This is a genomic window from Anoxybacillus gonensis (genome assembly GCF_001187595.1).
Lineage (GTDB): Bacteria > Bacillota > Bacilli > Bacillales > Anoxybacillaceae > Anoxybacillus > Anoxybacillus gonensis.
Genome location: NZ_CP012152.1, coordinates 653,524 through 678,179, shown reverse-complemented (window position 1 = coordinate 678,179; position 24,656 = coordinate 653,524). Strand labels below are relative to the sequence as shown.

The window sequence follows — 24,656 nt, the reverse complement described above, 5'->3', positions numbered from 1 at the left end:
CCGACCATGCGCCTCGGATGCAAAAATCGACAAATCAGAAATATATATGGTACATTGAAGAAAAAGGAGTGAGATAATGAAAGCACCTGCTTTATTTCTTGCGCATGGATCACCGATGTTAGCGATTGAAGATAGCGCATATACATCGTTTTTAACAACGCTCGGAAAACAGATGCATCCAAAAGCTATCGTCGTCTTTACTGCACATTGGATGACACGCCAACCGACCGTTTCGTCGATCGCTGGAACGTATGAGATGATTTATGACTTTTCCGGCTTCCCACGTGAATTGTATGAAGTAACCTATGCTGCACAAGGTTCAGTCGAATGGGCAAAGCGCGTCCAACATCAATTCAAACACGTCTCACCTATCGTCAATGTCGATGAAACACGTGGACTTGACCACGGTTCATGGGTATTGTTAAGCCGACTATTTCCAGAGGCAAACATTCCAATCATCCAAGCATCTGTCGTTCCGTGGTGGACACCAAAGCAATTGTTTCAACTCGGAGAGGCACTCCGCCCGTTGCGTGACGAAGGTGTCATGATTCTCGGCAGCGGTGGCACAGTGCACAATTTAATGGCGCTTCGCTGGGATGAACAAACGAAAGCAGATTCTTGGGCTGTTGCTTTCGATGATTGGTTGCTTGCTCAATCATCCGCTCAAAGCGAAGACGTATTTCACTATGAAGAAAAAGCCCCTTATGCGAAACAAGCTGTCCCAACACCAGAACATTTAGCACCGTACTGGATCGCCTACGGAGCAGGCGACCGCAAAGAAGCTCCACGCGTCTTATTTCGAGCATACGAGTACGGAAGCTTAAGTTTAATGGCTGTATCATTTTAAAGGAGGCTTTTGACTGTTAATAATAAATGTATAAATATTTATAAAAATCTGATGATCATTTTATGTGAAAAAAGTCAAAAAGGGGCTGGGAGAAGATGATTCGCACGTACAAAGTCATGCTTCTGCCCAACAATAAGCAAAAGACGAGGACTATTGCGGAAGTACGAAAAGAATAAAGTTGAAACAGAGGGAGGTGAATACCGTTACAGAAAAACGGAAAACATCAAGAAACTTGACTTCGGAGCGTCAAAGAAACGAGAGTAGCTTTTCGCGAAATCGGGCGCGATGAACAAGGAAGGAAACAGTCTTGTAAGTTTTCTGTAACGGTTTCCTATGTGGCAAGAATTTAAAAAATTCGCAGTACGGGGCAACGTCATCGACTTAGCTGTCGGGGTCATTATCGGTGGGGCGTTCGGGAAAATCGTTTCTTCTCTCGTCAACGACATCATTATGCCGCTCTTTGGTCTTATTTTAGGCGGCATTGATTTTAGCGGGTTATCTTGGAAAGTCGGCGAAGCGGAAGTGAAATACGGGGCGTTTCTTCAAACCGTCGTTGACTTTTTAGTTATCGCCTTTTCGATTTTTCTATTTGTCAAACTTTTAAACAACTTGCACGAGCGAATCAAAAAACAAGAAGAAACGAAACAAACCGCACCAACGATGACAAAAGAACAACAACTACTCACAGAAATTCGCGATTTGTTAAAACAGCAAAAAGAAACACCGTAGCCCTCAAAGTTTGGGGGCTTCATTCGCATAATAAGCAAGCCGTTTATATTTCACATTTTTTCCGTAAAAAAACCGTAAACCCATGCGGATTTACGGCTTTTTTTACGCATTCAACGCAGCTTCTTCCTCGTCGCGCAAGTTGTGCGCAAGGCGACCAGAGGCGCTTGCGGCAATGCTTGCGACTAAATCGTCTAAAAACGTATGCACGCCTTTGCCACGTTTCGTATCAAGCTGCTTAATGATTCCGACTTTATTTTTATCGAGATGACCAAATGTCGTCACCGCGATGCTTCCGTATCCGAGGACCGCCCCTAACGCTAACGTTTCATCGACACCAAACAACCCTTCATCCGTTTCAACAATCGTCTGAAGCGGCTCCGACAGCATCCCTTGCTCTGCGAGTTTATCAAGCTCAATACCAACTAAAATCGCATGTTGTACTTCGCGTTTTTGTAACACTTTTTCTACACTTTCGATACATTCTGCCATCGTTAAATTTTTATTATACGGACTTTGCATTTCATATACAATCTCAGCAATGGCTGGAATCGTTACCCCACGTTCTGTTAATAACTGCAACGTTTTTTCATACACTTCTTTGCTTGATATACGCTTCATGTTTTATTCCCCCTCTCGTTCTCCCATTATATCACGCAACGACAAAAAATGCAGAAATGTGGTACGATAAAAAAGAACAACGTCGTAAAAGGATGGGAGAACATGCAAGAGTTAAAACTTCACAGCCAACATTTAAACGAAGAACTGGCGCTACCTGTGTACTGTTCAAAACCTGTTACACCGCTTTATAAACATCTCGTCATCATCGCACAAGATGGTCAAGATTATTTTATGTTTGGAAAAATCGGGCGCGTCATTGACGAGCTTGGCGTGCGCGCTGTCGTGATCGGCGTGCCGTATCGCGATGTGTCAGATCGCTATGAAAAATATCATCCGAATGGAAAAAAACGCGAAGCGTACATGCGCTTTCTCGCCAACGAACTCGTGCCACTCGTTGATGAACATTTTTCAACATATCAAATGGGATCCACTCGCATTCTCGTCGGTGATTCGCTTGCGGGAACCGTTTCGCTTCTTACTGCGATGACATACCCACATACGTTCGGAAAAGTCGTCATGCAGTCGCCGTATGTGAACGACGATGTCATGGCGCATGTCCAATCATTTACGGATTGGCATTTGCTTGCGCTTTATCATTCCATCGGCATAAAAGAGACCGAAGTCAAAACGACAGACGGTGCTGTCCGTAATTTCATTGAACCAAATCGTGCGCTTGCTCACGTTCTTCAAACAAAACAAGTTCGCTATCATTACCACGAGTTTGACGGCGATCATTCATGGACATACTGGCAACCGGATTTACCGATCGGATTAAAAAAAGTTATTGAAATGTAACAGTATTTTCCGAAAATTTGTTATAATATATAAATATAATGACGAAAGGAGGAAATCGCATGAAATGTGGTATCGCGATTTTTCCATCAAAAAAAATTCAAGATTTTGCAAATTCGTATCGTAAACGGTACGACTCTCACTACGCCTTAATCCCACCGCATATCACGTTAAAGTATGCGTTTGAGGTGGAAGAGGACAAGCTCAATGAGCTCGTTCAACAACTTCGCAACGTCGCGCGCGAAACAGAGCCATTCACGTTGCGCGTCACGAAATTTAGTTCGTTTTATCCAGTCAACAATGTCATTTATTTAAAAGTGGAAAAAACAGAGCCGCTCATCAAACTACATGAAAAATTACATCGTCCACCGTTTATCGAACAAACGGACTATGCGTTCGTACCGCACATTACGATCGCACGCGATTTATCAAACGACGAATATTCCGACGTATTCGGACGCTTTAACATGCAGTCCGTCCATTTTGAAGAACAAGTCGACCGCTTCCATCTGTTATATCAGCTTGACAACGGATCTTGGTCGGCATACGAAACATTTCATCTCGGAAAGGAATAATCATATGTACGTCAAATACGGACAAGAGGAAACGCTTTGGCGCGACGCCCTGATCGTTCGCCGCGCCGTCTTTATTGACGAACAAGGGGTGTCGGAAGAGGAAGAAATTGACGCATTTGAACAAACGTCCATTCATTTCGTACTATACGACGATGACAAACCGATTGCGGCAGGACGCTTCCGAACGATTGACGACGTCGGTAAAATTGAACGCATTTGCGTCCTCCCTGCTTATCGCGGACGCGGCCTTGGCAAACGCATCATGGAAGCGATCGAGCAATACGCAACAAAGCACGTTACAAAAGTAAAATTAAACGCGCAAACCCACGCCGAACCGTTTTATAAACAGCTCGGCTACGAAACGGTATCCGACGTCTTTCTTGATGCCGGCATTCCTCATGTGACGATGGTAAAAACAATCAACATGCGATCATAACGGTCGCATGTTTTCTTTTTCCCTTGGCATACTAACAAAAGAAGCGACACTTGACATACTAACAGTCGCATGTTTTCTTTTTCCCTTGGCATACTAACAAAAGAAGCGACAGAAGAAAGGATTAGCGTGATGAACGAATTTGGACAAATTGCAGTCGAACTCATTGTCGGTTATATCGCCTTGTTTATTATGGCGAAAATACTCGGACGGACACAAATTACGCAAATTACACCATTTGACTTCATTTCCGCCCTCGTTCTCGGAGAGCTTATCGGAAATGGACTATACGATGCAAATGTCGGACTTGCGCAAGTATTGTTCGCAATCGCTCTTTGGGGACTTTTAATTTACGCAACTGAAATGATTACGCAAAAGAAAAAAGAACTGCGTGAATTGCTCGAAGGAAAACCGGTAATCGTCATTTCGAAAGGAAAAATTTTATATGACGCATTGAAAAAAACGAAGCTTGATTTAAACCAACTGCAACATTTACTTCGCTCTCGCAACGTCTTTTCCATTCGCGAAGTCGAATACGCCATTTTAGAAACAGACGGAACCGTAAGCGTCATGAAAAAAGCCCCATACGAACAACCGACACGCCAAGACCACAACATATCTGCATCTGAAGCGGTATTGCCTGTGACGGTCATTATCGACGGGGAAGTCATTTGGGACAATTTACGTGAAAACGGCTGGGACGAACAATGGCTGAAAAAACATATGCGCCATGCTGGCTTTGAAAACTATAGCGACATTTTATACGCCGAATGGCAAGACGGCAAAGGCATGCACGTACAATCATACTAACGCTTTTGTGACATACTCCCACCACCTACGCTTCGCTTAGAGGTGGGGGCTTCTCGGGTAATCCCATCTCATGATGGGAAGTTGACCGAGCGATCCCCGTGTGCCCCACGGTTCGAGGACAAATTAGACGATCGCCAATCGTTTCATTCCCTCATGTTTGATATTGATGGCCGCATTGACGTCCCTGTCGCTCTCGAATCCACATTCACAGCGGAATGTCCGTTCAGAAAGCGATAGAGACTCCTTGACTCGACCGCAGCACGAACACGTTTTGGACGAGGGGAACCATTTGTCGATTTTGATCAGCTTCTTCCCCTGTTCGGCCAGCTTGTACTGAAGGAAAGTGGTGAACATGCCCCAGCCGTTGTCATGAACGCCTTGACCGAAATGGAGGGCTTGTGACATCCCTTTCATGTTGAGGTCTTCGATGACCACGCAATCATACCGTTTCGCTAATTTGTGCGACTCCTTATGCAGAAAGTCCTTGCGCTGGTTCGCAATTTTCTCATGCAGCTTCGCTACTTTCAGACGCTGTTTGTGCCAACGATTCGAGCCTTTCTTTTTACGAGACAATTTACGCTGTTCTTTTGCTAATGTTTCCAATGCTTTGCGATAGAATCGAGGATAATTGGCTCTCTTACCCTCGCTATCGACATACAGCGTACTCATGGAAAAGTCAAGCCCCACAACCGTTTGCACTTCTTTTTGCACAGGTTGATGTTCGTACTCTGTGAGAATAGAAATATAGTATTTTCCTGTTTTGGTTTTCGTGATCGTACAAGACTTGATGATATGGTGGGCAGGAATTTCCCGATGTTGCTTGAGCTTGATCCATTTCAGTTTGGGCAGCTTGATATAGCCATCTGAGAGCTTGATGTTGCCATTTACCACATTTGTGGTGTACGACTGTTTCGCCTTGCGGTTTTTGAACTTGGGAAATCCAGCGCGGCCAGAAAAGAAGTGTTGAAACGCTTTCTGCAAATTTAGTTGAGCATTTGCCAGCGCAAGGCTGTCCACTTCTTTTAGCCAAGGAAACTCCTTTTTGTACTTGGCAGGGGTCGGAAATGTTTGCTGTTTCAAGGATTCTTGATCGTCCTTGAACTTTTCAAACATTTGTATGCGCTCTTCAAGCATTTTGTTATACACGAAACGGACACAGCCGAAGGTTTTGGCGAGCAGTTGTTCTTGTTCTTTTGTTGGGTATAGGCGGAACTGATAGGCTTTGTTTGCCATATCGACACCACATCACTTCATACCTTGATTTTCTATATATTCTTTTATTACTTCAATGGGCGCACCACCCGTTGTAAGCAGGCAAAAGCTTCTTGACCAAAAATATTCTTTCCACAGTTTTCTTTTCACTTGCGGAAAATGCTTTTTGATCAGTCGAGAACTTGCACTTTTGTAGGCATTGATGAACTTTGATAATTCACTATTTGGATGTGCTTTGAACAAAATATGCACATGGTCCATATCGTGATTCCATTCGACCAAGGAAATATTGTAATTTTTACCCAATCTTACAAACATATCTTTTGCATAGTCAGATATGGTATCATCAATCACTTGTCTGCGATATTTTACAACCAGCACAAGATGATAATACAATAGGAACACTGAATGGTTATTATTGTCTAATTTCATTGATACAACAGCCTTTCATTTTTCTAAAACTGATTATATACTGATTATATCATAACACACAAAAAAGAGACAATTTTAGGCTATACCTAACCGAAATTCATCTCCCACTTTCACTTCGTTTAGAAGTGGGAGACTTCTTTCGGAGGGAAGTTAAAGAACGATCTTGAGGTCGTTTTTTCTTTTGGGACGTTTGTTGTTTTTTCTCGTTTGTTGCTCGTTGTATGTTTGTGACGCGCGGAACATGAAGCGGGTTTGAACGAATCGGTGGGATGTGCATACAAATCGCCTCCTTTGTTTATATATTCGCCAACCAACAAAAAACTCCTTTTCTCTTATTGTATGTTTTGTTAACATAGACGTTGACGTTACACAAAGGAGTTCAAGCGATGAATAAGGCGCAATATAACGGCAAGTTGTTTGACATTCATACGTTACCAAGGGAAAAATATGAGCTCGTGTATGAACAAAGTTTACGCAACAAATGGACGTGCCCGATGTGCGGTGGAGTCGTTCGCTTTCATTTAGCGATTGAACATGCCCCGCACTTTTATCATGTGTCAAATGCTTGTATAAAAGAAGAACGAAAACAAGCGAACATCATCTCGATTCGCCCAACCGAACCGTTTCAAACGAAAGAAAAAAAACAAATGACCGTATGCGGTATCCCGCTCGATACAGAGCAATACGAAGCCGTTCAACACGTGGAAGGTCCACTTCTTGTGCTTGCGGGTGCTGGAAGCGGAAAAACGCGCACGTTAACGACGCGCGCTGCCGCCATGATCGCACATCATCGCATTCAATCGAAAAACATGATGATCGTCACCTTTACGACAAAAGCAGCAAAAGAGCTAGTCGACAGACTGCAGTCGTACAACCTTGACAACATCCCGACCGTTGGCACGTTTCATAGCCTATTTTATCGCATGTTGCAACATGCCGATCCGTTCCGTTGGCGACACGAACGGCTCATTCGCGACTGGCAAAAAGAAAAGATGATGAAAGAAATCGGCCGCGACATCGGCATCGATGAACGTGATTTTCCGTACGACGAAGCGATGCAACGTATTTCATATTGGAAAAATACGCTGACGCCCCTTCACACCATCACCATTGAAAACGAATGGGACGAGCGCGTTGTGCAATTGTACAAACAATATGAAGCGAAAAAACAACAGCTCGAATTGTTTGATTTTGATGATATGTTATACGCGTGCTATGACATGTTACGGACGGACGAAAGACGATTGCGACAATATCACGAACGGTTTCATTACTTTTTAATCGACGAATTTCAAGACATTAACAGCGTGCAATACGAGACGATGAAACTACTTGCGTCCCACACGCATCATATTTGCGCCGTTGGCGATGATGACCAAGCGATTTATGCGTTTCGCGGCTCCGATTCATCGTTTATTCAGCAATTCCAACAAGACTTTCCGAACACGAAAATCGTCAAGCTTACCGAAAACTATCGTTCACCGCATCCGATCGTATCGTTCGCCAACCGTATCATTGCGAAAAGTCGCACGCGCATTCCGAAACAAATGAACGCTCAAACCGATAGCGTACATATGCCGACGTTGTTCTTTCCGTACGATGAAGAAGAAGAGGCAACGATGATCGCCTGTGACATCGAAGAACGAATGAAACAAGGTGTGCACCCAAGCGATATCGCCATTTTATGTCGCACGAACGCATCGGCGCGTGCCGTCTTCGAACGGCTTTCACAACTGCACATCCCCGTCACGACAGACGGCGATTCGTTTTACAATCGTCGCATCGTGCGCTATTTGTTAAGCTTTTTTCAACTTGCGCTCGATCCAAACGACGAACAAGCAATGACCGACGTCGCCACCGTTTTGTTTTTAAAACAAACGATTATGAACGACTTAAAGGCGAACGCCATTTTACAAGACTGTTCGCTCGTTGAAGCGCTTGCTAAACTTGACGGCATTCCGCCGTTTCAAAAACAAAAATTACGCACAATCGCCCCGCTTTTCGCGAAAGTGAAAGAGATGAAGCCGTTTGACGCGATCGATTTCATCGAAAAAGAGATGGGCCTAGGCGAATTTTTAAAAAAGCGCGGCAACGAAGGTAACGCAATTGAAAAAGGATCCGACGACGTGCGCGATATGAAAGTCGTCGCGCGGAAATTTAAAACGATTCAAGCGTTTCTATCTCACGTCAAACGCGTTCAAGCATACGTCAATAAAACGTGCGACGATGGCGTTCAACTCATGACGATTCATCGCTCAAAAGGGCTAGAATTTCCAATCGTCTATATCATCGGGGCAGTCGACGGGCTATTGCCGCATGACTATGCGCTTGAAGCATACCGAAATGGCGATGTCGCTCCGCTTGAAGAAGAACGTCGCCTTCTATACGTTGCGATCACGCGCGCGAAACAACGTCTTTTTATTTCCGTTCCGTCCATGCGCCGATTAAAAAAAGCAAACGCCTCGCGCTTGCTTTCCTTTCTTCAAACAAAAGCGAAAAGCCTCGTCTAAGGCTTTTCGCTTTTTTCTTATTTTTTATTTAACATGTTGGCAATCGTATTAAAATCGATCTGTTTTCCGTTATTGACGATCGATTGCACAATTTTATCTTCCAATTCTTTCGGTACGTTACGATTCGCAATTTGAGCGACGCGCTTGACGATGCCGCGCACCGTTTTTTCATCTTTAAAGTTCGCATGTTGCAACGAATTGGCGAGCGCAAAAATATCTTGCATATTCACACCCGTTTTCTTTTCAATGTTTTTAAAAAAATGTTGATCCATCTTCGCTACCTCCTTCACTTTTCTTTTTCAGCATATGAAAAACATAAAAAAACGTTCCAAAGGTATGCCCTTTGGAACGTCTCTTCTTAGTGAACGAACGCTGCACCAACGATAATCAACAAGATGAACAACACAACGATCAACACGAATGTTGAACCGTATCCGCCGCCGTAGCCGTAGCCACCGTAACCATATCCGCAATATCCGTAACCCATAAGACTGCACCTCCTTCAACGTTGTCGCTTACATCATATGCATCGAAATGGATTTGGTATGGGCGCTCATCAAATTTCTCCTCATTCACGAAACTGACGACGCATGCGCGCAAACTGCTTTTCTTTTTTCGCAAAAAACGCTTCCGCATCGCCCATATTTGCTTCAAATTGTTGAAAGAGCTTACCGTTTATTTTTTCAAGGTGGTTTAACGTCGCTTCCACTTCTTTTCCCCATGTGTCAAACGCTTTCATTAATGCATCGTGCTTTTGGTGTTTGGCGCGCGTATACGATTGCAGTTCTTTTTCCAATTTGTTCATCGCCTCTTCCCCCCTTGCTTTTTCATACGTAAAAAACGAAAACATGTGCTAAAATAAAAGACGAAATCAAAAGAAAGGACGTGTCATATGGAACGACTACAAGATGCACAACAATTTGAACAAGCGATCGCCTCAAGCACGCCCGTTGTCGTAAAGTTTTTTACAACATGGTGCCCAGATTGCGTGCGCATGGATCAATTTATCGGCGAAGTGATCGCTAGTTATCCACAATTTACATGGTATGACATCAATCGCGACGATGTGCCAGACATCGCCGAAACGTACAACGTTATGGGCATTCCAAGCTTGCTTGTATTCCAAAACGGCGAAAAAATCGCCCACTTGCATAGCGCCAATGCAAAAACACGCGAACAAGTCGAGGAGTTTCTACAAACAATCAGCTAATTTAGCTGATTGTTTGTATATATTGAAATAAAATGCCCAAACATCATCATAACCAGTAGCTAGCTATCTATCTTCAAGGAAATCGGTGCATTGTCAAAAAAATAAAAAGAGAGGATTAAGTCACCCTCTCTGAAATGGTAGCGGTAGTCGTCACGCACCGCTCAATCTAGGGCGCAGTGAGTGCAAACTACCTAGCAATAAATAACGTGTCGCTTGGTCTAGGGCGCGACAAGTTATTTATTACTATTACCTTATGTCATCTATTTATTACATTATGCACTCACTTTAGTAAATTGTAAATGGGTATTTTCATGGAGCATTCATTTACCATTAATATTTATTTTGATGAAAGTGGGAAAAATCAAGTGAAGCCACATCTGATGGGAGGTCTCTCCATCCCCGCGGTATATTATGAAAAGCCTAAAATTCAAGAACTTAATGAGGTAATTAAGAAGGTTTCCATTCATTGGACTAAATATGATGGGGATAGTAAAGAGAGAAACTCCATTTGGCGCATCATCAATACTTTTATGGATGAGCATTATCTGTTGAAAATGAACGTCATTTCTTATAACCAATCAAGAATCGAAGAATCCGCAAAAAAATTAAAGGACACTCTTGAAGATGCTGCAGACCAGACTATTTTTATGAAGTTCCCAGAGCGAATTATTTATGGATTGTTAAGAAAATACGGCACGTACGTTCAGTTGGATACGAAAATTTTTATAGAAGATGATACAAAGTACCATAATACCAAATACGATTTAAGAACACAGCTGTTTCAACAACTAAATATACAATCGATATATCGCGGCGAACGCTTCATAGTTAAGTCAGCTCAGTATGTAAAAAAACAAGAGCAGATAGGGATCGAACTTGTAGACTTGCTGTTGGGCATGGTGAGGAGCATCATTCGAAATGAAATGCCTACAAGTCGCAGAGTACGCGAAAAAAACCAACTGATTATAAAGCTATTGCTGTCCAATCCAAATTTCTATGCGTTTATTAAAAATATCAACTATTTTGAATGGTCGAATGCTCCTTCTCTTGTTGAAGTAGATTTTGAAACATATTTAAACATATTTATGAGCTGTCAGCTGCCCAATTTCCATATGGATTGAACACCAAAAAAGCCACGTACGTGTCGTGGCTTCACATAAGAAACGGTCGCAGTTTTTGAATAAGCTGCTGCATTTGTTTTGCTTGTTGTTCGTACATTCGTTTCGCTTCTGCATCGTTCGTTTGTAAGGAGAACAGCTCGAAATCGGCTTCTGCTTTTTTCATCGAGGCAAGCAATAGTTGTTTTTGTTGCGGTGCTGGTACTTGAATGCGGTCGTCATATAAATCGACGGTCAGCTGGCCGTACGAATCGACTTGCGCTAAAAAGACGTTTTCGATAGCGACGCCCATTTGATCGAGCTGTTTTTTTAACCAGCCGCGGTTTAAGCGCGCAGTTGCGAGCGGTTCGTCTAAAATTTTGCCGTCCATAATGACCGTTTGGGGTTCTTTTTCTTCTGGCACATACGGTTTGATGTCTCCGAGCGTCAACGGCTGTTTGTCGCGTTTTAATAAAATACTTAAATCACCGTTCGCCTCAAGCGTCGCAAATTCGACATCGGCAACGCGAAACACATCTTTTTTCCGCAACTGCTCAAGCAATTCATCGGCTGTATATTTTTCTTTTTTCAAATTATCTTCTAAAATCTTGCCGTTTTTAATAAAGACGGTGGAATTGCCTTCAACGAAATCACGAAATTTTTTACTGCGTAGCGAAATGATCGAAATGGCGACAGGAAAAAGCGACCAAATTAAAATGCTCGTTATCCCTTCCGTTAAGCGAATGTCTAAATCCATCGACATCGACCCGGCAATATCTCCGATCGTAATGCCGACGATATATTCAAAAAACGACAGCTTCGATAATTGTTTTTTTCCTAACAATTTTGTAATGACAAACAGTCCAATTAAAATGCAAATCGAGCGAATCGCAACTTCTAACCATGCTGGCATACTTACATCCCCTTATATTGCGGCTCTTCGCGCTCAAGCGTCGCGATGCGTCCTTTTAATGCCGCGATCATTTGTTCCGTCTGTAACATCGCTTCATGAAACGCTCGTTGCGCCTCCTCATTCGTTGACGTCAGCGCAAGCTCTTGCAACGTCGCATGAATCGCTTTCATGTTCGCTAAACTTTGTTTCACTTGTGAACCAATCGTCATGTCCCTCTATCCTTTCGGTTTAAATAATAATGCTCCGATAAAACCGAATACGATGGCTGCTGAAATGCCGGAGCTCGTCACTTCAAACATGCCCGTCAACACCCCGACAATGCCATGTTTTTCTGCCTCTTGCATCGCCCCGTGCACGAGCGCATTACCGAAACTTGTAATGGGAATCGTTGCCCCTGCACCTGCAAAATCAATAAGCGGCTCGTACAATCCAAATCCGTCTAAAATCGCACCAGCCACGACAAGTGCACTTAACGTATGCGCAGGCGTCAACTTAAACACATCAAACATCACTTGTCCGATGACACAAATGAGCCCTCCGACGACAAACGCCCAAAAAAACATCGCTATCATGAATGATCGCCTCCATATTCAATGGCCACTGCATGAGCAATACAAGGAATCGTTTCCCCTTGTTGAAACGTCAGCGGCGATAAAAGCGCTCCTGTCGCCACGACGAGCATGCGCTTTATCTCTCCTCGCTTCATACGATTCAACAAATGACCGTACACGACCGTCGCAGAACACCCCGCTCCGCTCCCTCCCGACAACACCGGCTGTCCTTCGCGATAAATGATTAACCCGCAATCTTGATATCGCTCTTCTTCAAGCTCCATTCCGTTTTTTCGCAACAAATCGAGCGAGACGGTGCGGCCGATTTTTCCTAAATCGCCTGTGACAATTAAATCGTAATACGACGCATCGACTTGCATATCGCGTAAATGCGCTTCAATCGTATCGACTGCGGCTGGCGCCATCGCCCCGCCCATATTAAACGGGTCGGTCAATCCCATATCGACGACGCGCCCAATCGTCGCCGATGTAATGCGTGGGCCATCTCCTTCACTTCCGACGAGCGCTACCCCTGCCCCGGTCACCGTCCATTGCGCCGTCGGTGGCTTTTGCCCACCGTATTCGGTCGGATAACGAAACTGCTTTTCGACGGCAGCGTTATGGCTTGCAGCACCTGTTAATATGTACTTCGCTCCGCCGTAATTGACGATAAATGCGCTTAACGCGAGTGCTTCCATCGATGTCGAACAAGCGCCAAATACACCTAAATACGGAGTGCTAAGCGTGCGTGCTGCAAAGCTTGACGGCGTCATTTGATTAATTAAATCGCCAGAAATAATGAATTGCACTTGTTCCTTTTCGATGCGCGCCTTTTTCATCGCTTGAAAAAACGCTTCTTCAAACAGCACTTTATGCGCTTTTTCATACGAATCTTCCCCAAGCCAAAGGTCTTCATGAAGCAAATCAAAATCATCGGCGATATTTCCGTTCGCTTCAAACGGGCCGCCGACTGCCGCGGTGGCGACGATGACCGGACGGTTTTCAAACACCCATGTGCGATGTCCTTTCATCATCCGAGCCCACCCCATTTCACCGCGATCGTTTTAATGAGCGCCACGACGAAAGCGGAAAACGTACCGAACAAAATGACTGAACCGGCAAGCTTAAACATATTTCCACCGACACCGAGCACAAACCCTTCCGTCCGATGTTCAATCGCAGCCGAAATGACGGCGTTTCCAAATCCGGTGACAGGCACCGCACTTCCCGCCCCGGCAAATTGCGCCAATCGGTCGTATACGCCAAAACCGGTTAACAACATCGCGATAAATACCATCGTCGCCACCGTCGGATTGCCGACCGTTTTTTCCGTAAAATCGAAAAAGTACATGTAAAAATAAGAAATCGCTTGGCCAATCGCACAAATCAAACCGCCAACAAAAAAGGCACGCACGCAATTTTTTAACACCGGTCGCTTCGTTTCCCGCGCTTGTTCAAATTGATGATACTCTTGTTGAACGGGCGTTAAATTTTTTCGCTTTTCGTTTGCCATCATCTCACCTCACGTTTGTTCTTCACTTAATTTTTGAATGATTGTTACTTCTTTTTCGATTTCTTTTTCGTTCATCTGTTTCGTTTCAATTTTTTCTTTTAACGCTTTCGTTTTCCAAAAAATTTTTAAATCGTGTGAGGCGATCACTTTTTCATCGAACGCATCGTTTAACATATTCCGTACATCTTTTTCAATTTGTTTCATGCGAAAGCGATGCAAATGTTTCACTTGATACGCGACAAGCAACCGTCCGTTCGCCTCAACCGCCACCGCATCTTTCACATCTTGCCGTTCCTTTAACATCTGTACGGCCTTTTCGGCGTGTTGTTGGTCGCTTCGTTTCGCGCTTCCGTTATGACTAACATTGGTCATATTTTCTAGTTGAAGCGACTGGTTTTTTTCTTTCTGTTCATCTGCACAACTCATAAGAAAAAAAACGGAAATGAGTACAAGCCATTTTTTCATAGCATTCACCTTTCTATGCATGTAACGAAAGGGCGCCCTTATTGGACACCCGCATTACTTACTGTTTATATTGTGGCTCTTCTTGTTCAATTTCTTGCAAGCGCGGTGCTACTAAATCGACGACCGCTTGCGTTTGTTGTGCCGCTTGTTGATACAATTGTTTTGCTTTTTCATTTTCTGTTTGCAGAGCGAACGTTTCAAAACTTGCTTGCGCTGATTTCAACCCCGCTAACGTTTGTTTGACAGAACTTGCAACAGTCATATAAAAACCTCCTTTGTTTTTTCTCATCACATAGCATGCGCTCATTCGAAAAAGTTATACAAAAAAATAGCCCCTAAAAGGAGCTAACATTTATCGCGAAATCCGTTTCCGAGCGACGGGTTATTGATGATTCCAGCCATGACTAAAATACTTAAAAAGGCGTTCCATAATTGCTCATATTTTCCTAAATCAATATCGACTCCAAACATTTGCAAGAAAAGCGGTATAAAAGCGCCGATCGCGAGCCATAGCCCATAGTTTTTAAAGCGCTCCATCTTCTTCTCACCCCATGCTATTGTTTTAATTTCTTTCCACATCCACAACCGCCTGTTTTTTTTACAGGTGCTGGTGAAGATGTATATACTTTTGCCGACTGTGTTCCACCGAGAACAATTGGCTTTTTCTTTTCCATTGGCAAACCCTCCACACGTGTAAGATACAATAGCATATGAAAAAGATGGAGCGAACGACTATGCGTTTTCCCTATTTCTTTTTTTCCGTAAATGAAAATGGGGTCGAAAGTGGCAGCTGTCCGCCTTGTTTTAACGCTTGTTGGCGCTTGACCGTATGCATAAACCACGAATCTGTTCCTTGCCCGAATAACTGTTTCGTCAGTTGTTCAATTTGCTTTTTTAACTCCTCGTTTTCTTTTTTTAACCGTTTCACTTCTTGATAACGTTGTTCACTTAACTCCGCTAACTCTTTTAACAACACATTTTCCGCCCGCAACATGTCTATTTCTTGCATATGCCCACCCCTTTCTACTACATAACAATTCAAACAGACGCTCATTTATGACAAAAAAATTCCGCACTTATCCCTGCACACTTACCTACCTTTCTCATACTATACAGTAGTCCCGATACATGCGACGGGAAAAACTGAAATTAGGAGGAACGAGGCATGACGCATCATAAAGAGCGTAAAGAAAAAGTGTGTATTAAAACACGCAAAGTGTATGACTGGGTTACTCGTCAAGTCGATGTGCCGTTGCGTAGTTTTTCAAATGGGGATTTGGAAGCGATCTTTCCAGAAAGCAAATGTCCGCGCCAGGGGCAAACGGTTTGTGATTTCTTCGCGTCCAACGGCTTAAGCGCTGGCGATTTCTCGATTCGCTGCTTTTTAACAGACGATGAAGGCAATCGCATTGATCGCACAGTCGACAACAACGCGTTAATTTGCCAAGAAATTTTACAACCAAACGGACGTCAACCTGTTCACGTCACGCTTCCATCAGGCGATACAGTCACATTGCAAAAAGTGAAAGTGCTTGTGAAAGGTCACGTTGTTGTGCAAGTTGTCAATGCGAACGGCCACGTCGTTTGCGAATCTAGCCCAATCCCATTTGCGACAGCGCAAACGTTTATTTTATGCGCACCAGAAGGCACGACGCTCGATTGCCACATTTCGTTTTTCGAATGTGACGCTAGCTTAATTTGCACTGACAACTTCTCACAGCTTGATGTATCGATTACATTATGTTTAGAAGTGCAAATGGAAGCCGAGGTAAAACTTGAAGTCGAAGCACGCTACTGCCAGCCGCGCGAAGAAATTTTAGAAGCGACGCTTTGCCCAACAGACAAATTCCCACCGCAATGCCCTGAAGTATTCCCAGCACATTAATGAGTAAAGCAGGCTCACAGACAGCCTGCTTCTTTTATATGTTTAACATGTAGCTGATTACCGTATATGTGCAAGCAATCCAAAAGGAATAAGAACGATAGCACGTATTTTTCACTTCTTCTGAATACCTATTCCACATATACCCACTTCCATGTATATAAAAAAGAAAACTTGTGGCAATCACACCGACAAGAAACGTCCATTCCATATATGGCACGCCTGTTTTTTCACTTGCTGCATATGGAACAAAAAATAAAAATACGATTGTAGTCAAAATAGAAAACGATGTTCTCATTCAATCACACCTTTATTTTGGTATATATGACATATGATAAAATAAAATGAATATTGAAACAACAAAAGGAGAGGATGGCATAAAATGACGAAAAAAATATGGATCGTATTTTTCATTTGTTCGATGTTTATCGTTCAACCAAGCCATATGACTCCAAATGGTTGGCAAGGATGCCCAGAATGCTTATAGGGGGGAGGAGATGAACGACCAACATATTCAACTGCAACAAAAAGTGATTCATTATCGCTCAGAAGTCGCGAAATATAAACAACTATTGCGGCTCGTCGAAACCGAACTGAAGCGCGAGCAGCTGCGCAATCATTATTTGCAAAAACAGCTTGAACAAATGGATGAATGTGAACAAACGATCGAAAAGCTCGAACAACAGCTTCTGTTTTACGAAGTGGCGCTCGAACAAGAAAAAAAGCGAAAAAAAGAGGAAAAGACAGAGCGCGCCCACGCCTATTTTGCGTACGCGACGATGATTCCTGAAGAAAAAGACGAACATGTGACGGTCATCGGCGATTTCGTTGTCGAAAATATTGGTAATACACCGCTTAACGATCCGATCATTTGCCTTCGCCTTCGTCCTCCCGATCATGCGCAATTAAGTGGAAAGTTTTCCTTTCGACAACTGCAAGAAGAAGGCGGTTGGACGTTTGCGGTCGACAATTGGCGCCAAAAAATAAAAGAAGGAGAATATTGGTTAAAGCCAATCGATGAAACGACGCTTTTGCCAAACGAACAACTGCGCTTTCCGTCATTTGAATTACGCGTCATACAAACGGTTGTCGTCGAGGGGTTCGTTTATTTTCGCCAGCTGAAACAAGGGGTATCATCTTTCAATCATATCGTTATTAATAAATAAGCAGGCATCCGCCCGCTTTTTTATTTGCTTCATTTTTGGACAATCATTTCGATGACAGACGCGACACCTGCGATCGCTAAAATCGATACAAGTGGCATAAACATGGTTGGCGCATAAACTGTTCCGACGTACAACAGCGCCGCACACCACACCCCTGTACACCAATGACAACTTAACAGCTCCCCGATCCACTTTCTTATCCCTGTCCCTTTGATGACAATATACGTCTCTCCGTCTTGTTCGAACTCATCGTGAAACGGCGCGCGCAAAAACGACGTAATGCGGTCGTACACAAGTAAGCGCGTCAAACGAAATGAAGCAACACATAACAAAAAAAAGTGAAAAGCATCCATTCTCTCGCCTCCTCGCTTCACTTTATGTTCTCCATTCACAAAACATGTAGTGCTTTCGCCCATTCCCTTTTTTTCATTTCACATATAATGCAATGAGTCAATTCATAAAAAAGGGTGTGAAACTGTGTATAACATTTTTTTCAGCAACCGTCTTTTAGCGAAACATCGCCATATCCAACAAATGTGCGCGACACTTTCGACATTAAGCGAAGGAACAGAACTACATGTGCACACAAACAACGAGACGTACTATAACGTAAAGCTCGTGCAAGTCGACACATTGGCGAAAACATTAACAATCATTATTGACCCATTTTATAAAAAAGAAGGAACAGCGCTTACGCTCAACTGTCGTGACATCGTCGCAGTCGAGTTTCCGACCGAGGCGCTCGTCGCCGCAGGCAAAGAACAAACAACAACAATTGGAACGAAAAAAACAGAAGACGAAGACGAGTAAAGGAAGTGAACGTATGAACGTTTGTATCATTGGTGCCGGTTATGTCGGATTAACGACAGCTGCTGTTCTCGCAAAACTCGGGCATACCGTTCATTGTATTGATGAAAACGAACAAAAAATTGCCGCCTTACAACGCGGAGAAATCCCAATTTACGAGCCACGTTTAGCTGAGTTATTTACCGACCATCAAAGTCGGCTTTTTTTTCATCATGATGGACAAAAACATATACAAGAAGCAGACGTCATTTTTATTTGCGTCGGCACACCTCCAGATGTAAAAGGAAAACCAGACGTCTCCTACGTCAATCGCGCCATTGACATGCTTATCCCACATGTAAACGATCATCAAACGCTCGTCATGAAAAGCACCGTCCCGATCGGAACGAACGAACGGATATACGAACGATTAAAAAACGAAGGAAAACATGTACGCGTCGTCTCAAACCCTGAATTTTTACGGGAAGGCTCTGCCATTTACGACTCTTTCCATCCTGACCGTATCGTCATCGGCTTACGTGACGATGATGATCGTTCCCTTTCCATCATGCAAACGTTATATGCCGGCATTCATGCACCATATGTCGTGACAAGTTTAAGTGGCGCAGAAATGATAAAATATGCTGCCAACGCTTTTTTAGCGACGAAAATTTCCTTTATAAACGAAATGGCACGCCTTTGCGACACGTACGGTGTCGAGGTTGTCGACGTCGCCAAAGGAATCGGACTTGACGGAAGAATCGGTCCGCACTTTTTACAAGCTGGGATCGGCTATGGGGGCTCTTGTTTTCCGAAAGATGTGACAGCCCTTATTCAAATGGCGTATGAACAAATGGTGCGACCGTACATGTTAGAAGCGACAAAAGCGGTAAACGACACGCAGATCAATTGGTACGTTCAAAAAATGAAACGAACGTTAGGAGAACTTGCTGGGAGACGCATTGCCGTCCTCGGCATCGCTTTTAAACCAAATACAGACGATATTCGCGAATCTCCCGCCGTTTTACTCATCACCAAACTGCACGCCCATGGCGCTGACGTCATTGCTCATGATCCAAAAGCTACACTTCCACACGACGTCGCGGTTAAACAAGCAAAAACAATAGATGAAGCGGTTAAAAAGGCTGATGCGCTTATCGTTGCGACCGATTGGGATGCGTATAAACAGTTAAACTGGGAAGAAGTAAAACGAATGATGAACGGAAACGCCGTCATCGACGGACGAAATAGCTTGCCTCGTGAGGCGATCATAAACGCAGGACTACACTATATCGGGGTGGGGCGCAGATGAACATACTTGTTACAGGAGCAGCTGGCTTTATCGGTTCGCACGTATGCGAAGCGTTGTTACAGCACCATCACGTCATCGGCATCGACTGTTTCACCGGTCCGACGCCAAAACAATGGAAAGAAAAAACGATCGACATGTTAAAAAAACATGACCGTTTTACATGGCTCGAAGGCGATTTATTGTCGTTGCCGCTCGACGACATCGTCAAACAAGTCGATGTCATTTATCATTTTGCTGGCATGCCGGGCGTACGCACAAGCTGGGGAACGTCATTTGATTTATACACAACAAACAACATATTAGCAACGCAACGGTTGCTTGAAGCGTGTAAACAACATCGACCAAAACAGTTCATTTATACGTCCACCTCATCCGTTTACGGAGAAAAACATGGGCGCGTGCATGAAAACATGACTCCGACTCCTCTTTCACCGTACGGCATCACGAAGCTTGCTGGCGAACATTTATGCCACGTATATGAATCGGAGTTTGGCGTGCCGATGACGATTTTACGTTATTTTACTGTATACGGTCCACGCCAGCGACCTGATATGGCATTTCATCGCTTTATTCGCCAAATGTTGTTTGATGAGCCAATCACGATTTTCGGAGACGGCACACAAACGCGCGATTTTACGTACATTTCCGACTGCGTCAATGGCACGCTTGCTGTACTTGGCAACGACAAAGCGATTGGCGAAACGTTTAACATTGGTGGAAAAGAGCGTGCATCTATTAACGACGTCATTGCCATGCTTGAAACGTTGATCGGAAAACAAGCAAAAAAACAATATGTCAATCAAGCGATCGGCGAGCCGAAACATACGTGGGCGGACATTTCAAAAGCAGAAAACATGCTTGCCTACGCCCCGAACGTGCCGTTACGAGAAGGGTTGCGTCGTGAAGTCGAATATATTCGCTCGCTTTACGGGAGGTAGCTATGCGCATCGCATTCATTTGTACAGAAAAATTGCCGTCGCCAGCCGTCAAAGGGGGCGCTATTCAACTGATGATTGATGGCATCGCTCCCATGTTTGCCGCTAAACATACGCTCACTATTTTTTCGATTACTGACCCTTCGCTTCCGATGTACGAAATACGTGATGGCGTCGAATATGTGCGCGTACCAAAAGAACAATACGAACAACATATCGTCAACGAACTAAAAAAGCGCACGTTTGACGTCATTCACGTTTTTAACCGCCCCGCAAACGTGTTATTTTACAAACAAGCAGCACCAAATAGCCGCTTCGTCACCAGTTTGCATAACGATATGTTTTCGCCGATGAAAATGAAACGTGACGTTGCCGAACGAGTGATTGCGGAAGTAGATGCGATCACAACGGTAAGTGAATATATGAAACGAACCGTCACAAAACGATACGATGTCCGAGACGATCTCATTCACATCGTCTACTCAGGTGTCGATGCGACACGCTACACGCCACCATGGACGGAGGAAGGAAAACAAAGGCGCACCACCATGCGCCAACGTTTTGGAACAGAAGATGATGACGTCATTTTATTTATCGGGCGGTTAAGCAAAACAAAAGGCGTGCATGTGCTCATTGAAAGTATGAATCATGTATTAGCCGAACGTCCAAAGGCAAAGCTCGTCATCGTCGGAGGCAAATGGTTTAGCGACAATCGTCCAAACGAATATGTGCGCTTCCTTCATCAACTAGCGAAGCCTTACAACGATCGTATTCAATTTACAAGCTACATTCCGTCCGAATACATTCCACACATATTCACAATCGGTGATGTGTTCGTTTGCAGTTCGCAATGGCACGAGCCGCTTGCCCGCGTACATTACGAAGCGATGGCAGCGGGCGTGCCGATCGTGACGACAAACCGCGGCGGAAATAGCGAAGTGATCGAACATAACGTAAACGGGCTTGTTGTTGACGACTATGCATCACCAAAAGCGTTCGCACGCGCCATTAGCGAATTATTGCACGATAAAGAAAAAGCGCTCGCACTTGCTCACGAAGGACGAAAACGAGCGGAAACGACGTTTTCCTTCGCAAACACAGCCGAGCAACTTGAGCGTGTATATATTACGATTTGCCAATAAGCGATACCGATACGACATGTTCAATCGGGATCGTGATCGTTTTTTCTTCTTCACTTAATGTAAAAACGACTTTTTTCTTATCGCACGTTTGAATGATTCCTTCATACGTGCGATTTTTCGTTTTCAACTCACACGTCACCGGACGAAGTTCATTCGGGAGCGTCGCTAAAAATTCAATACGCTCAGCCGTATTCATCTCGCGAAAATTCGCAAATGACGGTGGCGGATACGATAGCTTTTCTTTTTTCGTCCGAAACGTCTGTTGCATATAACACGTTTTCGGCCCTAAATTCGGCTGAACGATATACAACAACGGCGCATTTTCCACACGCTTTTTCATTCCCACACCCCTCCTTTTTACGACTACTATATGCGCAAAAAGAAAGGGGCATGCCATAATACATAAAAAGCTGTTTGGTCGATGCCAAACAGCTTTCAAATTAGCGCGCTAAAATGTGGTAGCCAGAGTCGACGTGGATAATTTCTCCAGTCACGCCGCGCGATAAGTCGCTAAATAAAAATAAGGCTGTGTCGCCAACTTCTTCTTGTGTCGTTGTGCGACGTAGTGGTGCACGCTCTTCAATTTCTTTTAAAATCGAGTTAAAATCGCCGACACCTTTCGCAGATAACGTGCGAATTGGACCTGCGGAAATGGCGTTGACGCGAATGCCGTATTTCCCTAAGTCGTTCGCTAAATATTTCACGCTCGCTTCTAACGATGCTTTTGCCACACCCATGACGTTGTAGTTTTGCACGACGCGCTCGCCACCTAAATACGTTAATGTGACGATGCTGCCGCCTTCGGTCATTAGCTCTTTCGCCGCTTTCGCCACCGCTGTTAACGAATAGGCGCTAATGTTGTGCGCAAGTAAAAATCCTTCGCGATCGACGTTCATATACTCGCCTTCTAAATGTTCTTTATTCGCAAATGCGATACAATGCGCAAGACCGTGAATGACGCCCACTTGCTCTTTAATTTGCGCAAAGCATGAGGCAATTTCTTCATCTTTCGTTACATCGCAAGGCAATACAAGCGCTGTGTCATCTTCTAACGTCGCCACTAATTTTTTCACTTCATTTTCAAAACGCTCACCTGCATATGTAAAAATTAACCGCGCCCCTGCCGCATGAAGCGCACGCGCAATGCCCCAAGCGATGCTTCGTTTATTTGCCACACCCATCACGACATACGTCTTTCCTTGTAATGATAATTGCATATTCGTTCATCCCCTTAAATTTATGATTTGTTATTAGAACCTAGTATTAATATGATTATAACAAAAAATTCCCTACTTTCAAATAGGGAATTTTATAATAAATAGTCCATAAACATCTTCGCTAAACCGAAATAAATGAGAATGCTAATTAAATCGTTAATCGTCGTAATAAACGGACCAGATGCAACAGCCGGGTCGATGCGCAATTTATGCATAAAGAGCGGAATGAGCGCCCCTGCAACTGTCGCGACCGTCAACGTCGCAAATAACGCTAATCCGACGAGCACACCTAAGAAAAACTGTTGCTTCCATACGTACACAACAATCGTAATGACGACGCCGCAAGATAAACCGATAAGTAGCCCCGTTAGCGCTTCGCGTGCAAGCATGCGCCACTTTCCTTCTTTTTCGAAATCCCCCATCGCTAAACGGCGCACCGCGACCGCCAACGACTGCGTCCCTGTATTTCCAGACATGCCCGCAATAAGCGGAATAAACACCGCTAAAATCGCGACTTTTTGCAACGTGTCTTCAAAACGGCTAATTAAATTCGCCGTCATCATGCCTAAAAACAGTAAAATAATGAGCCACGGCAACCGCTTTTTCGCCGCTTCGAACGGAGTGTATTGAATATCGACATCCGGAACCCCCGCGAGTTTCGAATAGTCGTCTGTCGCTTCTTCCGAAATGACGTCGACAATGTCATCGACGGTAATAATCCCAAGCAAATGATTGTTCATATCGACGACAGGAAGCGCTAAAAAATCGTAGTTTTGCATTTTGCGCGCCACTTCTTCTTGATCTTCATCAACAAATACAGAAACGACCCGATCGTTCATGACATCACAAATCATCACATCATCATCCGATGTCAACAGCTCGCGTAGCGACAATACCCCAACGAGCTGCCGTTGTTCATTGACGACATACAAATAATAAATCGTTTCCGCATTCGCTGCTTCTCTTTTTAAAATTTGCATCGCCGAACGCACCGTTTGATTGGCGTGAATGGCGATATATTCCGTTGTCATAATGCTTCCGGCCGTATATTCTTTATAATGAAGCAACCCTTGAATATCTTTCGCCGCTTCATCGTCCATAATCGTTAAATAATTCGCCACTTCTTTTTTATCTAGTTCATTTAATACGTCCGCCGCATTGTCGGCATACATGTGCGCGAGCATTTGCGCCACAAATAACGGATCCATTTCCGACAAATAAATTTTATATTCATCTTCTTCAATGTCGAGGTGGTCAAAAATTTCCGCCATTTCCGCTGGCGACAAATATTCATACATTCGCTTTCTCACTTCTGGGCTTTGTTCAACGTAAAACTTCGCCCGATCATACGGATGCAATTTTAAAAACTGTTTTCGAAACGCTTCGATTTTTCCATCATATAACGCCTGCAACATAATACCCCTCCTCTCGACAAAAATCGCTTTTCTTATTATGCGCGAATCTTTGCCAACTTGCAAGCAACGATGTAAAATGAGAATGCACGATGAA

Annotated in this window: 36 protein-coding genes; 15 read left to right on the top strand and 21 right to left on the bottom strand. The window is 43.9% G+C overall.

Annotated features, from left to right (window positions below; genetic code table 11):
- Positions 1–76 precede the first annotated feature (76 nt).
- On the top strand, positions 77–847 hold the full coding sequence (locus AFK25_RS03730) for a DODA-type extradiol aromatic ring-opening family dioxygenase (RefSeq protein ID WP_035065069.1): 771 nt from the start codon (positions 77–79) through the stop codon (positions 845–847).
- A 333-nt stretch (positions 848–1,180) separates the two neighbouring features.
- Positions 1,181–1,576 (top strand): large conductance mechanosensitive channel protein MscL, encoded by a 396-nt coding sequence (gene mscL, locus AFK25_RS03725; RefSeq protein WP_035020866.1) that lies wholly within the window; start codon positions 1,181–1,183, stop codon positions 1,574–1,576.
- Between the two features lie 102 nt (positions 1,577–1,678).
- On the opposite strand, the gene AFK25_RS03720 is transcribed toward mscL, so the two are convergent.
- Positions 1,679–2,194, bottom strand: a complete 516-nt coding sequence (locus AFK25_RS03720) for a phosphatidylglycerophosphatase A family protein (RefSeq protein WP_035065066.1) — start codon at positions 2,192–2,194, stop codon at positions 1,679–1,681.
- A gap of 102 nt (positions 2,195–2,296) precedes the next feature.
- Here AFK25_RS03720 and AFK25_RS03715 point away from each other — a divergent pair, with 102 nt between their 5' ends.
- From AFK25_RS03715 to AFK25_RS03700, 4 genes are all read left to right on the top strand, one after another.
- Positions 2,297–2,989 carry an alpha/beta hydrolase-fold protein gene (locus tag AFK25_RS03715; protein WP_035065064.1) on the top strand — a complete coding sequence of 231 codons (693 nt, stop codon included), beginning with the start codon at positions 2,297–2,299 and terminating at the stop codon, positions 2,987–2,989.
- Positions 2,990–3,048: 59 nt separating this feature from the next.
- Complete coding sequence (locus AFK25_RS03710; protein ID WP_021094697.1) at positions 3,049–3,561, top strand: YjcG family protein; 513 nt, start codon at positions 3,049–3,051, stop codon at positions 3,559–3,561.
- 4 nt (positions 3,562–3,565) lie between these two features.
- Positions 3,566–3,997 (top strand): GNAT family N-acetyltransferase, encoded by a 432-nt coding sequence (locus tag AFK25_RS03705; protein WP_035065061.1) that lies wholly within the window; start codon positions 3,566–3,568, stop codon positions 3,995–3,997.
- Between the two features lie 129 nt (positions 3,998–4,126).
- Entirely contained in the window at positions 4,127–4,804 is a 678-nt protein-coding gene (locus AFK25_RS03700; protein ID WP_035065190.1) for a DUF421 domain-containing protein, read from the top strand.
- Positions 4,805–4,927: 123 nt separating this feature from the next.
- Here AFK25_RS03700 and AFK25_RS03695 read toward each other — a convergent pair whose 3' ends face one another.
- The 3 genes from AFK25_RS03695 to AFK25_RS03685 all read right to left on the bottom strand — a co-directional run bounded on the left by AFK25_RS03695 (position 4,928) and on the right by AFK25_RS03685 (position 6,725).
- Positions 4,928–6,037: an RNA-guided endonuclease InsQ/TnpB family protein gene (locus AFK25_RS03695; protein WP_035065058.1), complete on the bottom strand. Its 1,110-nt coding sequence runs from the start codon at positions 6,035–6,037 to the stop codon at positions 4,928–4,930.
- A gap of 12 nt (positions 6,038–6,049) precedes the next feature.
- On the bottom strand, positions 6,050–6,448 hold the full coding sequence (gene tnpA / locus AFK25_RS03690) for an IS200/IS605 family transposase (protein ID WP_035065056.1): 399 nt from the start codon (positions 6,446–6,448) through the stop codon (positions 6,050–6,052).
- A gap of 97 nt (positions 6,449–6,545) precedes the next feature.
- Positions 6,546–6,725, bottom strand: a complete 180-nt coding sequence (locus tag AFK25_RS03685) for a hypothetical protein (protein ID WP_035065053.1) — start codon at positions 6,723–6,725, stop codon at positions 6,546–6,548.
- Between the two features lie 109 nt (positions 6,726–6,834).
- Here AFK25_RS03685 and AFK25_RS03680 point away from each other — a divergent pair, with 109 nt between their 5' ends.
- Positions 6,835–8,958 (top strand): ATP-dependent helicase, encoded by a 2,124-nt coding sequence (locus AFK25_RS03680; protein WP_035065050.1) that lies wholly within the window; start codon positions 6,835–6,837, stop codon positions 8,956–8,958.
- A 17-nt stretch (positions 8,959–8,975) separates the two neighbouring features.
- On the opposite strand, the gene spoVIF is transcribed toward AFK25_RS03680, so the two are convergent.
- The 3 genes from spoVIF to AFK25_RS03670 form a co-directional block, all read right to left on the bottom strand.
- The gene (spoVIF, locus tag AFK25_RS03675; RefSeq protein ID WP_006322845.1) at positions 8,976–9,230 is read right to left on the bottom strand and encodes a sporulation-specific transcription regulator SpoVIF; all 255 of its coding nucleotides are present in this window, start codon (positions 9,228–9,230) and stop codon (positions 8,976–8,978) included.
- An 86-nt stretch (positions 9,231–9,316) separates the two neighbouring features.
- The gene (locus tag AFK25_RS14735; protein WP_006322839.1) at positions 9,317–9,445 is read right to left on the bottom strand and encodes a YjcZ family sporulation protein; all 129 of its coding nucleotides are present in this window, start codon (positions 9,443–9,445) and stop codon (positions 9,317–9,319) included.
- A gap of 81 nt (positions 9,446–9,526) precedes the next feature.
- Positions 9,527–9,763 carry a hypothetical protein gene (locus AFK25_RS03670; RefSeq protein WP_035065047.1) on the bottom strand — a complete coding sequence of 79 codons (237 nt, stop codon included), beginning with the start codon at positions 9,761–9,763 and terminating at the stop codon, positions 9,527–9,529.
- 87 nt (positions 9,764–9,850) lie between these two features.
- Between AFK25_RS03670 and AFK25_RS03665 the strand changes: the two genes are divergently transcribed.
- Positions 9,851–10,168, top strand: a complete 318-nt coding sequence (locus AFK25_RS03665; protein WP_035065045.1) for a thioredoxin family protein — start codon at positions 9,851–9,853, stop codon at positions 10,166–10,168.
- Positions 10,169–10,479: 311 nt separating this feature from the next.
- A complete protein-coding gene (locus AFK25_RS03660) occupies positions 10,480–11,289 on the top strand; it encodes a DUF3800 domain-containing protein (RefSeq protein WP_035065042.1) in 810 nt (269 codons plus the stop codon).
- A 31-nt stretch (positions 11,290–11,320) separates the two neighbouring features.
- Here the strand turns inward: AFK25_RS03660 and AFK25_RS03655 are convergent, their stop codons facing one another.
- The 9 genes from AFK25_RS03655 to AFK25_RS03615 form a co-directional block, all read right to left on the bottom strand.
- Positions 11,321–12,178 carry a DUF421 domain-containing protein gene (locus tag AFK25_RS03655; RefSeq protein WP_035065039.1) on the bottom strand — a complete coding sequence of 286 codons (858 nt, stop codon included), beginning with the start codon at positions 12,176–12,178 and terminating at the stop codon, positions 11,321–11,323.
- 2 nt (positions 12,179–12,180) lie between these two features.
- Complete coding sequence (locus AFK25_RS03650; RefSeq protein WP_035065036.1) at positions 12,181–12,387, bottom strand: DUF1657 domain-containing protein; 207 nt, start codon at positions 12,385–12,387, stop codon at positions 12,181–12,183.
- 6 nt (positions 12,388–12,393) lie between these two features.
- Positions 12,394–12,750 (bottom strand): stage V sporulation protein AE, encoded by a 357-nt coding sequence (spoVAE, locus tag AFK25_RS03645; protein WP_035065033.1) that lies wholly within the window; start codon positions 12,748–12,750, stop codon positions 12,394–12,396.
- Positions 12,747–13,763: a stage V sporulation protein AD gene (gene spoVAD, locus AFK25_RS03640; RefSeq protein WP_035065030.1), complete on the bottom strand. Its 1,017-nt coding sequence runs from the start codon at positions 13,761–13,763 to the stop codon at positions 12,747–12,749. Before spoVAD ends, spoVAE begins: the two co-directional genes overlap by 4 nt.
- Positions 13,760–14,242 (bottom strand): stage V sporulation protein AC, encoded by a 483-nt coding sequence (spoVAC, locus tag AFK25_RS03635; protein ID WP_035065028.1) that lies wholly within the window; start codon positions 14,240–14,242, stop codon positions 13,760–13,762. The genes spoVAD and spoVAC overlap by 4 nt, the downstream gene beginning before the upstream one ends.
- A 9-nt stretch (positions 14,243–14,251) precedes the next feature.
- A complete protein-coding gene (locus AFK25_RS03630; RefSeq protein WP_035065025.1) occupies positions 14,252–14,707 on the bottom strand; it encodes a YhcN/YlaJ family sporulation lipoprotein in 456 nt (151 codons plus the stop codon).
- A 58-nt stretch (positions 14,708–14,765) separates the two neighbouring features.
- Entirely contained in the window at positions 14,766–14,969 is a 204-nt protein-coding gene (locus tag AFK25_RS03625) for a DUF1657 domain-containing protein (RefSeq protein ID WP_035065022.1), read from the bottom strand.
- 83 nt (positions 14,970–15,052) lie between these two features.
- Positions 15,053–15,244: a phage holin family protein gene (locus tag AFK25_RS03620; protein ID WP_035065019.1), complete on the bottom strand. Its 192-nt coding sequence runs from the start codon at positions 15,242–15,244 to the stop codon at positions 15,053–15,055.
- Positions 15,245–15,452: 208 nt separating this feature from the next.
- Positions 15,453–15,716: a spore coat protein regulator YlbO gene (locus AFK25_RS03615; protein WP_035065017.1), complete on the bottom strand. Its 264-nt coding sequence runs from the start codon at positions 15,714–15,716 to the stop codon at positions 15,453–15,455.
- A gap of 156 nt (positions 15,717–15,872) precedes the next feature.
- Here AFK25_RS03615 and AFK25_RS03610 point away from each other — a divergent pair, with 156 nt between their 5' ends.
- On the top strand, positions 15,873–16,592 hold the full coding sequence (locus tag AFK25_RS03610; RefSeq protein ID WP_035065014.1) for a BMQ_0737 family morphogenetic spore coat protein: 720 nt from the start codon (positions 15,873–15,875) through the stop codon (positions 16,590–16,592).
- 34 nt (positions 16,593–16,626) lie between these two features.
- On the opposite strand, the gene AFK25_RS03605 is transcribed toward AFK25_RS03610, so the two are convergent.
- On the bottom strand, positions 16,627–16,887 hold the full coding sequence (locus tag AFK25_RS03605; RefSeq protein WP_035065011.1) for a hypothetical protein: 261 nt from the start codon (positions 16,885–16,887) through the stop codon (positions 16,627–16,629).
- 199 nt (positions 16,888–17,086) lie between these two features.
- Between AFK25_RS03605 and AFK25_RS03600 the strand changes: the two genes are divergently transcribed.
- Entirely contained in the window at positions 17,087–17,755 is a 669-nt protein-coding gene (locus AFK25_RS03600; protein ID WP_035065009.1) for a hypothetical protein, read from the top strand.
- A gap of 29 nt (positions 17,756–17,784) precedes the next feature.
- Here the strand turns inward: AFK25_RS03600 and AFK25_RS03595 are convergent, their stop codons facing one another.
- Complete coding sequence (locus AFK25_RS03595; protein ID WP_035065006.1) at positions 17,785–18,108, bottom strand: DUF1360 domain-containing protein; 324 nt, start codon at positions 18,106–18,108, stop codon at positions 17,785–17,787.
- A 124-nt stretch (positions 18,109–18,232) separates the two neighbouring features.
- Here AFK25_RS03595 and AFK25_RS03590 point away from each other — a divergent pair, with 124 nt between their 5' ends.
- Genes AFK25_RS03590 through AFK25_RS03575 form a run of 4 tightly spaced genes read left to right on the top strand, consistent with a single transcriptional unit; the run spans position 18,233 to position 21,930 of the window.
- Positions 18,233–18,565 (top strand): hypothetical protein, encoded by a 333-nt coding sequence (locus AFK25_RS03590; RefSeq protein ID WP_035065003.1) that lies wholly within the window; start codon positions 18,233–18,235, stop codon positions 18,563–18,565.
- A gap of 13 nt (positions 18,566–18,578) precedes the next feature.
- Positions 18,579–19,853 (top strand): UDP-glucose dehydrogenase family protein, encoded by a 1,275-nt coding sequence (locus AFK25_RS03585; protein ID WP_035065000.1) that lies wholly within the window; start codon positions 18,579–18,581, stop codon positions 19,851–19,853.
- The gene (locus tag AFK25_RS03580) at positions 19,850–20,791 is read left to right on the top strand and encodes an NAD-dependent epimerase/dehydratase family protein (RefSeq protein ID WP_035064997.1); all 942 of its coding nucleotides are present in this window, start codon (positions 19,850–19,852) and stop codon (positions 20,789–20,791) included. The genes AFK25_RS03585 and AFK25_RS03580 overlap by 4 nt, the downstream gene beginning before the upstream one ends.
- 2 nt (positions 20,792–20,793) lie before the next feature.
- Positions 20,794–21,930: a glycosyltransferase family 4 protein gene (locus AFK25_RS03575; protein ID WP_035064994.1), complete on the top strand. Its 1,137-nt coding sequence runs from the start codon at positions 20,794–20,796 to the stop codon at positions 21,928–21,930.
- On the opposite strand, the gene AFK25_RS03570 is transcribed toward AFK25_RS03575, so the two are convergent.
- The 3 genes from AFK25_RS03570 to mgtE all read right to left on the bottom strand — a co-directional run bounded on the left by AFK25_RS03570 (position 21,914) and on the right by mgtE (position 24,562).
- Positions 21,914–22,270 carry a CotO family spore coat protein gene (locus AFK25_RS03570; RefSeq protein WP_035064992.1) on the bottom strand — a complete coding sequence of 119 codons (357 nt, stop codon included), beginning with the start codon at positions 22,268–22,270 and terminating at the stop codon, positions 21,914–21,916. The two genes, AFK25_RS03575 and AFK25_RS03570, sit on opposite strands and share 17 nt — an antisense overlap.
- A gap of 100 nt (positions 22,271–22,370) precedes the next feature.
- Entirely contained in the window at positions 22,371–23,147 is a 777-nt protein-coding gene (gene fabI / locus AFK25_RS03565; protein WP_035064989.1) for an enoyl-ACP reductase FabI, read from the bottom strand.
- 92 nt (positions 23,148–23,239) lie between these two features.
- Positions 23,240–24,562, bottom strand: a complete 1,323-nt coding sequence (gene mgtE, locus AFK25_RS03560) for a magnesium transporter (protein WP_049720860.1) — start codon at positions 24,560–24,562, stop codon at positions 23,240–23,242.
- Between the last annotated feature and the right edge of the window lie 94 nt (positions 24,563–24,656).

What these genes read in the sequence shown, in the direction of transcription:
- AFK25_RS03665 (WP_035065045.1), top strand. Translation starts at nt 9,851, where the DNA reads ATGGAACGACTACAAGATGCACAACAATTTGAACAAGCGATCGCCTCA.
- mscL (WP_035020866.1), top strand. Translation starts at nt 1,181, where the DNA reads ATGTGGCAAGAATTTAAAAAATTCGCAGTACGGGGCAACGTCATCGAC.
- AFK25_RS03615 (WP_035065017.1), bottom strand. Translation starts at nt 15,716, where the DNA reads ATGCAAGAAATAGACATGTTGCGGGCGGAAAATGTGTTGTTAAAAGAG.
- AFK25_RS03585 (WP_035065000.1), top strand. Translation starts at nt 18,579, where the DNA reads ATGAACGTTTGTATCATTGGTGCCGGTTATGTCGGATTAACGACAGCT.
- AFK25_RS03650 (WP_035065036.1), bottom strand. Translation starts at nt 12,387, where the DNA reads ATGACGATTGGTTCACAAGTGAAACAAAGTTTAGCGAACATGAAAGCG.
- AFK25_RS03710 (WP_021094697.1), top strand. Translation starts at nt 3,049, where the DNA reads ATGAAATGTGGTATCGCGATTTTTCCATCAAAAAAAATTCAAGATTTT.
- AFK25_RS03670 (WP_035065047.1), bottom strand. Translation starts at nt 9,763, where the DNA reads ATGAACAAATTGGAAAAAGAACTGCAATCGTATACGCGCGCCAAACAC.
- AFK25_RS03575 (WP_035064994.1), top strand. Translation starts at nt 20,794, where the DNA reads ATGCGCATCGCATTCATTTGTACAGAAAAATTGCCGTCGCCAGCCGTC.
- AFK25_RS03595 (WP_035065006.1), bottom strand. Translation starts at nt 18,108, where the DNA reads ATGGATGCTTTTCACTTTTTTTTGTTATGTGTTGCTTCATTTCGTTTG.
- spoVAC (WP_035065028.1), bottom strand. Translation starts at nt 14,242, where the DNA reads ATGGCAAACGAAAAGCGAAAAAATTTAACGCCCGTTCAACAAGAGTAT.
- tnpA (WP_035065056.1), bottom strand. Translation starts at nt 6,448, where the DNA reads ATGAAATTAGACAATAATAACCATTCAGTGTTCCTATTGTATTATCAT.
- mgtE (WP_049720860.1), bottom strand. Translation starts at nt 24,562, where the DNA reads ATGTTGCAGGCGTTATATGATGGAAAAATCGAAGCGTTTCGAAAACAG.
- AFK25_RS03605 (WP_035065011.1), bottom strand. Translation starts at nt 16,887, where the DNA reads ATGAGAACATCGTTTTCTATTTTGACTACAATCGTATTTTTATTTTTT.
- AFK25_RS03620 (WP_035065019.1), bottom strand. Translation starts at nt 15,244, where the DNA reads ATGGAGCGCTTTAAAAACTATGGGCTATGGCTCGCGATCGGCGCTTTT.
- spoVAD (WP_035065030.1), bottom strand. Translation starts at nt 13,763, where the DNA reads ATGATGAAAGGACATCGCACATGGGTGTTTGAAAACCGTCCGGTCATC.
- AFK25_RS03720 (WP_035065066.1), bottom strand. Translation starts at nt 2,194, where the DNA reads ATGAAGCGTATATCAAGCAAAGAAGTGTATGAAAAAACGTTGCAGTTA.
- AFK25_RS03695 (WP_035065058.1), bottom strand. Translation starts at nt 6,037, where the DNA reads ATGGCAAACAAAGCCTATCAGTTCCGCCTATACCCAACAAAAGAACAA.
- AFK25_RS03660 (WP_035065042.1), top strand. Translation starts at nt 10,480, where the DNA reads ATGGAGCATTCATTTACCATTAATATTTATTTTGATGAAAGTGGGAAA.
- AFK25_RS03580 (WP_035064997.1), top strand. Translation starts at nt 19,850, where the DNA reads ATGAACATACTTGTTACAGGAGCAGCTGGCTTTATCGGTTCGCACGTA.
- AFK25_RS03730 (WP_035065069.1), top strand. Translation starts at nt 77, where the DNA reads ATGAAAGCACCTGCTTTATTTCTTGCGCATGGATCACCGATGTTAGCG.
- AFK25_RS03680 (WP_035065050.1), top strand. Translation starts at nt 6,835, where the DNA reads ATGAATAAGGCGCAATATAACGGCAAGTTGTTTGACATTCATACGTTA.
- AFK25_RS03700 (WP_035065190.1), top strand. Translation starts at nt 4,127, where the DNA reads ATGAACGAATTTGGACAAATTGCAGTCGAACTCATTGTCGGTTATATC.
- AFK25_RS03625 (WP_035065022.1), bottom strand. Translation starts at nt 14,969, where the DNA reads ATGACTGTTGCAAGTTCTGTCAAACAAACGTTAGCGGGGTTGAAATCA.
- AFK25_RS03630 (WP_035065025.1), bottom strand. Translation starts at nt 14,707, where the DNA reads ATGAAAAAATGGCTTGTACTCATTTCCGTTTTTTTTCTTATGAGTTGT.
- spoVAE (WP_035065033.1), bottom strand. Translation starts at nt 12,750, where the DNA reads ATGATAGCGATGTTTTTTTGGGCGTTTGTCGTCGGAGGGCTCATTTGT.
- fabI (WP_035064989.1), bottom strand. Translation starts at nt 23,147, where the DNA reads ATGCAATTATCATTACAAGGAAAGACGTATGTCGTGATGGGTGTGGCA.
- AFK25_RS03705 (WP_035065061.1), top strand. Translation starts at nt 3,566, where the DNA reads ATGTACGTCAAATACGGACAAGAGGAAACGCTTTGGCGCGACGCCCTG.
- AFK25_RS14735 (WP_006322839.1), bottom strand. Translation starts at nt 9,445, where the DNA reads ATGGGTTACGGATATTGCGGATATGGTTACGGTGGCTACGGCTACGGC.
- AFK25_RS03610 (WP_035065014.1), top strand. Translation starts at nt 15,873, where the DNA reads ATGACGCATCATAAAGAGCGTAAAGAAAAAGTGTGTATTAAAACACGC.
- AFK25_RS03570 (WP_035064992.1), bottom strand. Translation starts at nt 22,270, where the DNA reads ATGAAAAAGCGTGTGGAAAATGCGCCGTTGTTGTATATCGTTCAGCCG.
- AFK25_RS03600 (WP_035065009.1), top strand. Translation starts at nt 17,087, where the DNA reads ATGAACGACCAACATATTCAACTGCAACAAAAAGTGATTCATTATCGC.
- AFK25_RS03715 (WP_035065064.1), top strand. Translation starts at nt 2,297, where the DNA reads ATGCAAGAGTTAAAACTTCACAGCCAACATTTAAACGAAGAACTGGCG.
- spoVIF (WP_006322845.1), bottom strand. Translation starts at nt 9,230, where the DNA reads ATGGATCAACATTTTTTTAAAAACATTGAAAAGAAAACGGGTGTGAAT.
- AFK25_RS03655 (WP_035065039.1), bottom strand. Translation starts at nt 12,178, where the DNA reads ATGCCAGCATGGTTAGAAGTTGCGATTCGCTCGATTTGCATTTTAATT.
- AFK25_RS03685 (WP_035065053.1), bottom strand. Translation starts at nt 6,725, where the DNA reads ATGCACATCCCACCGATTCGTTCAAACCCGCTTCATGTTCCGCGCGTC.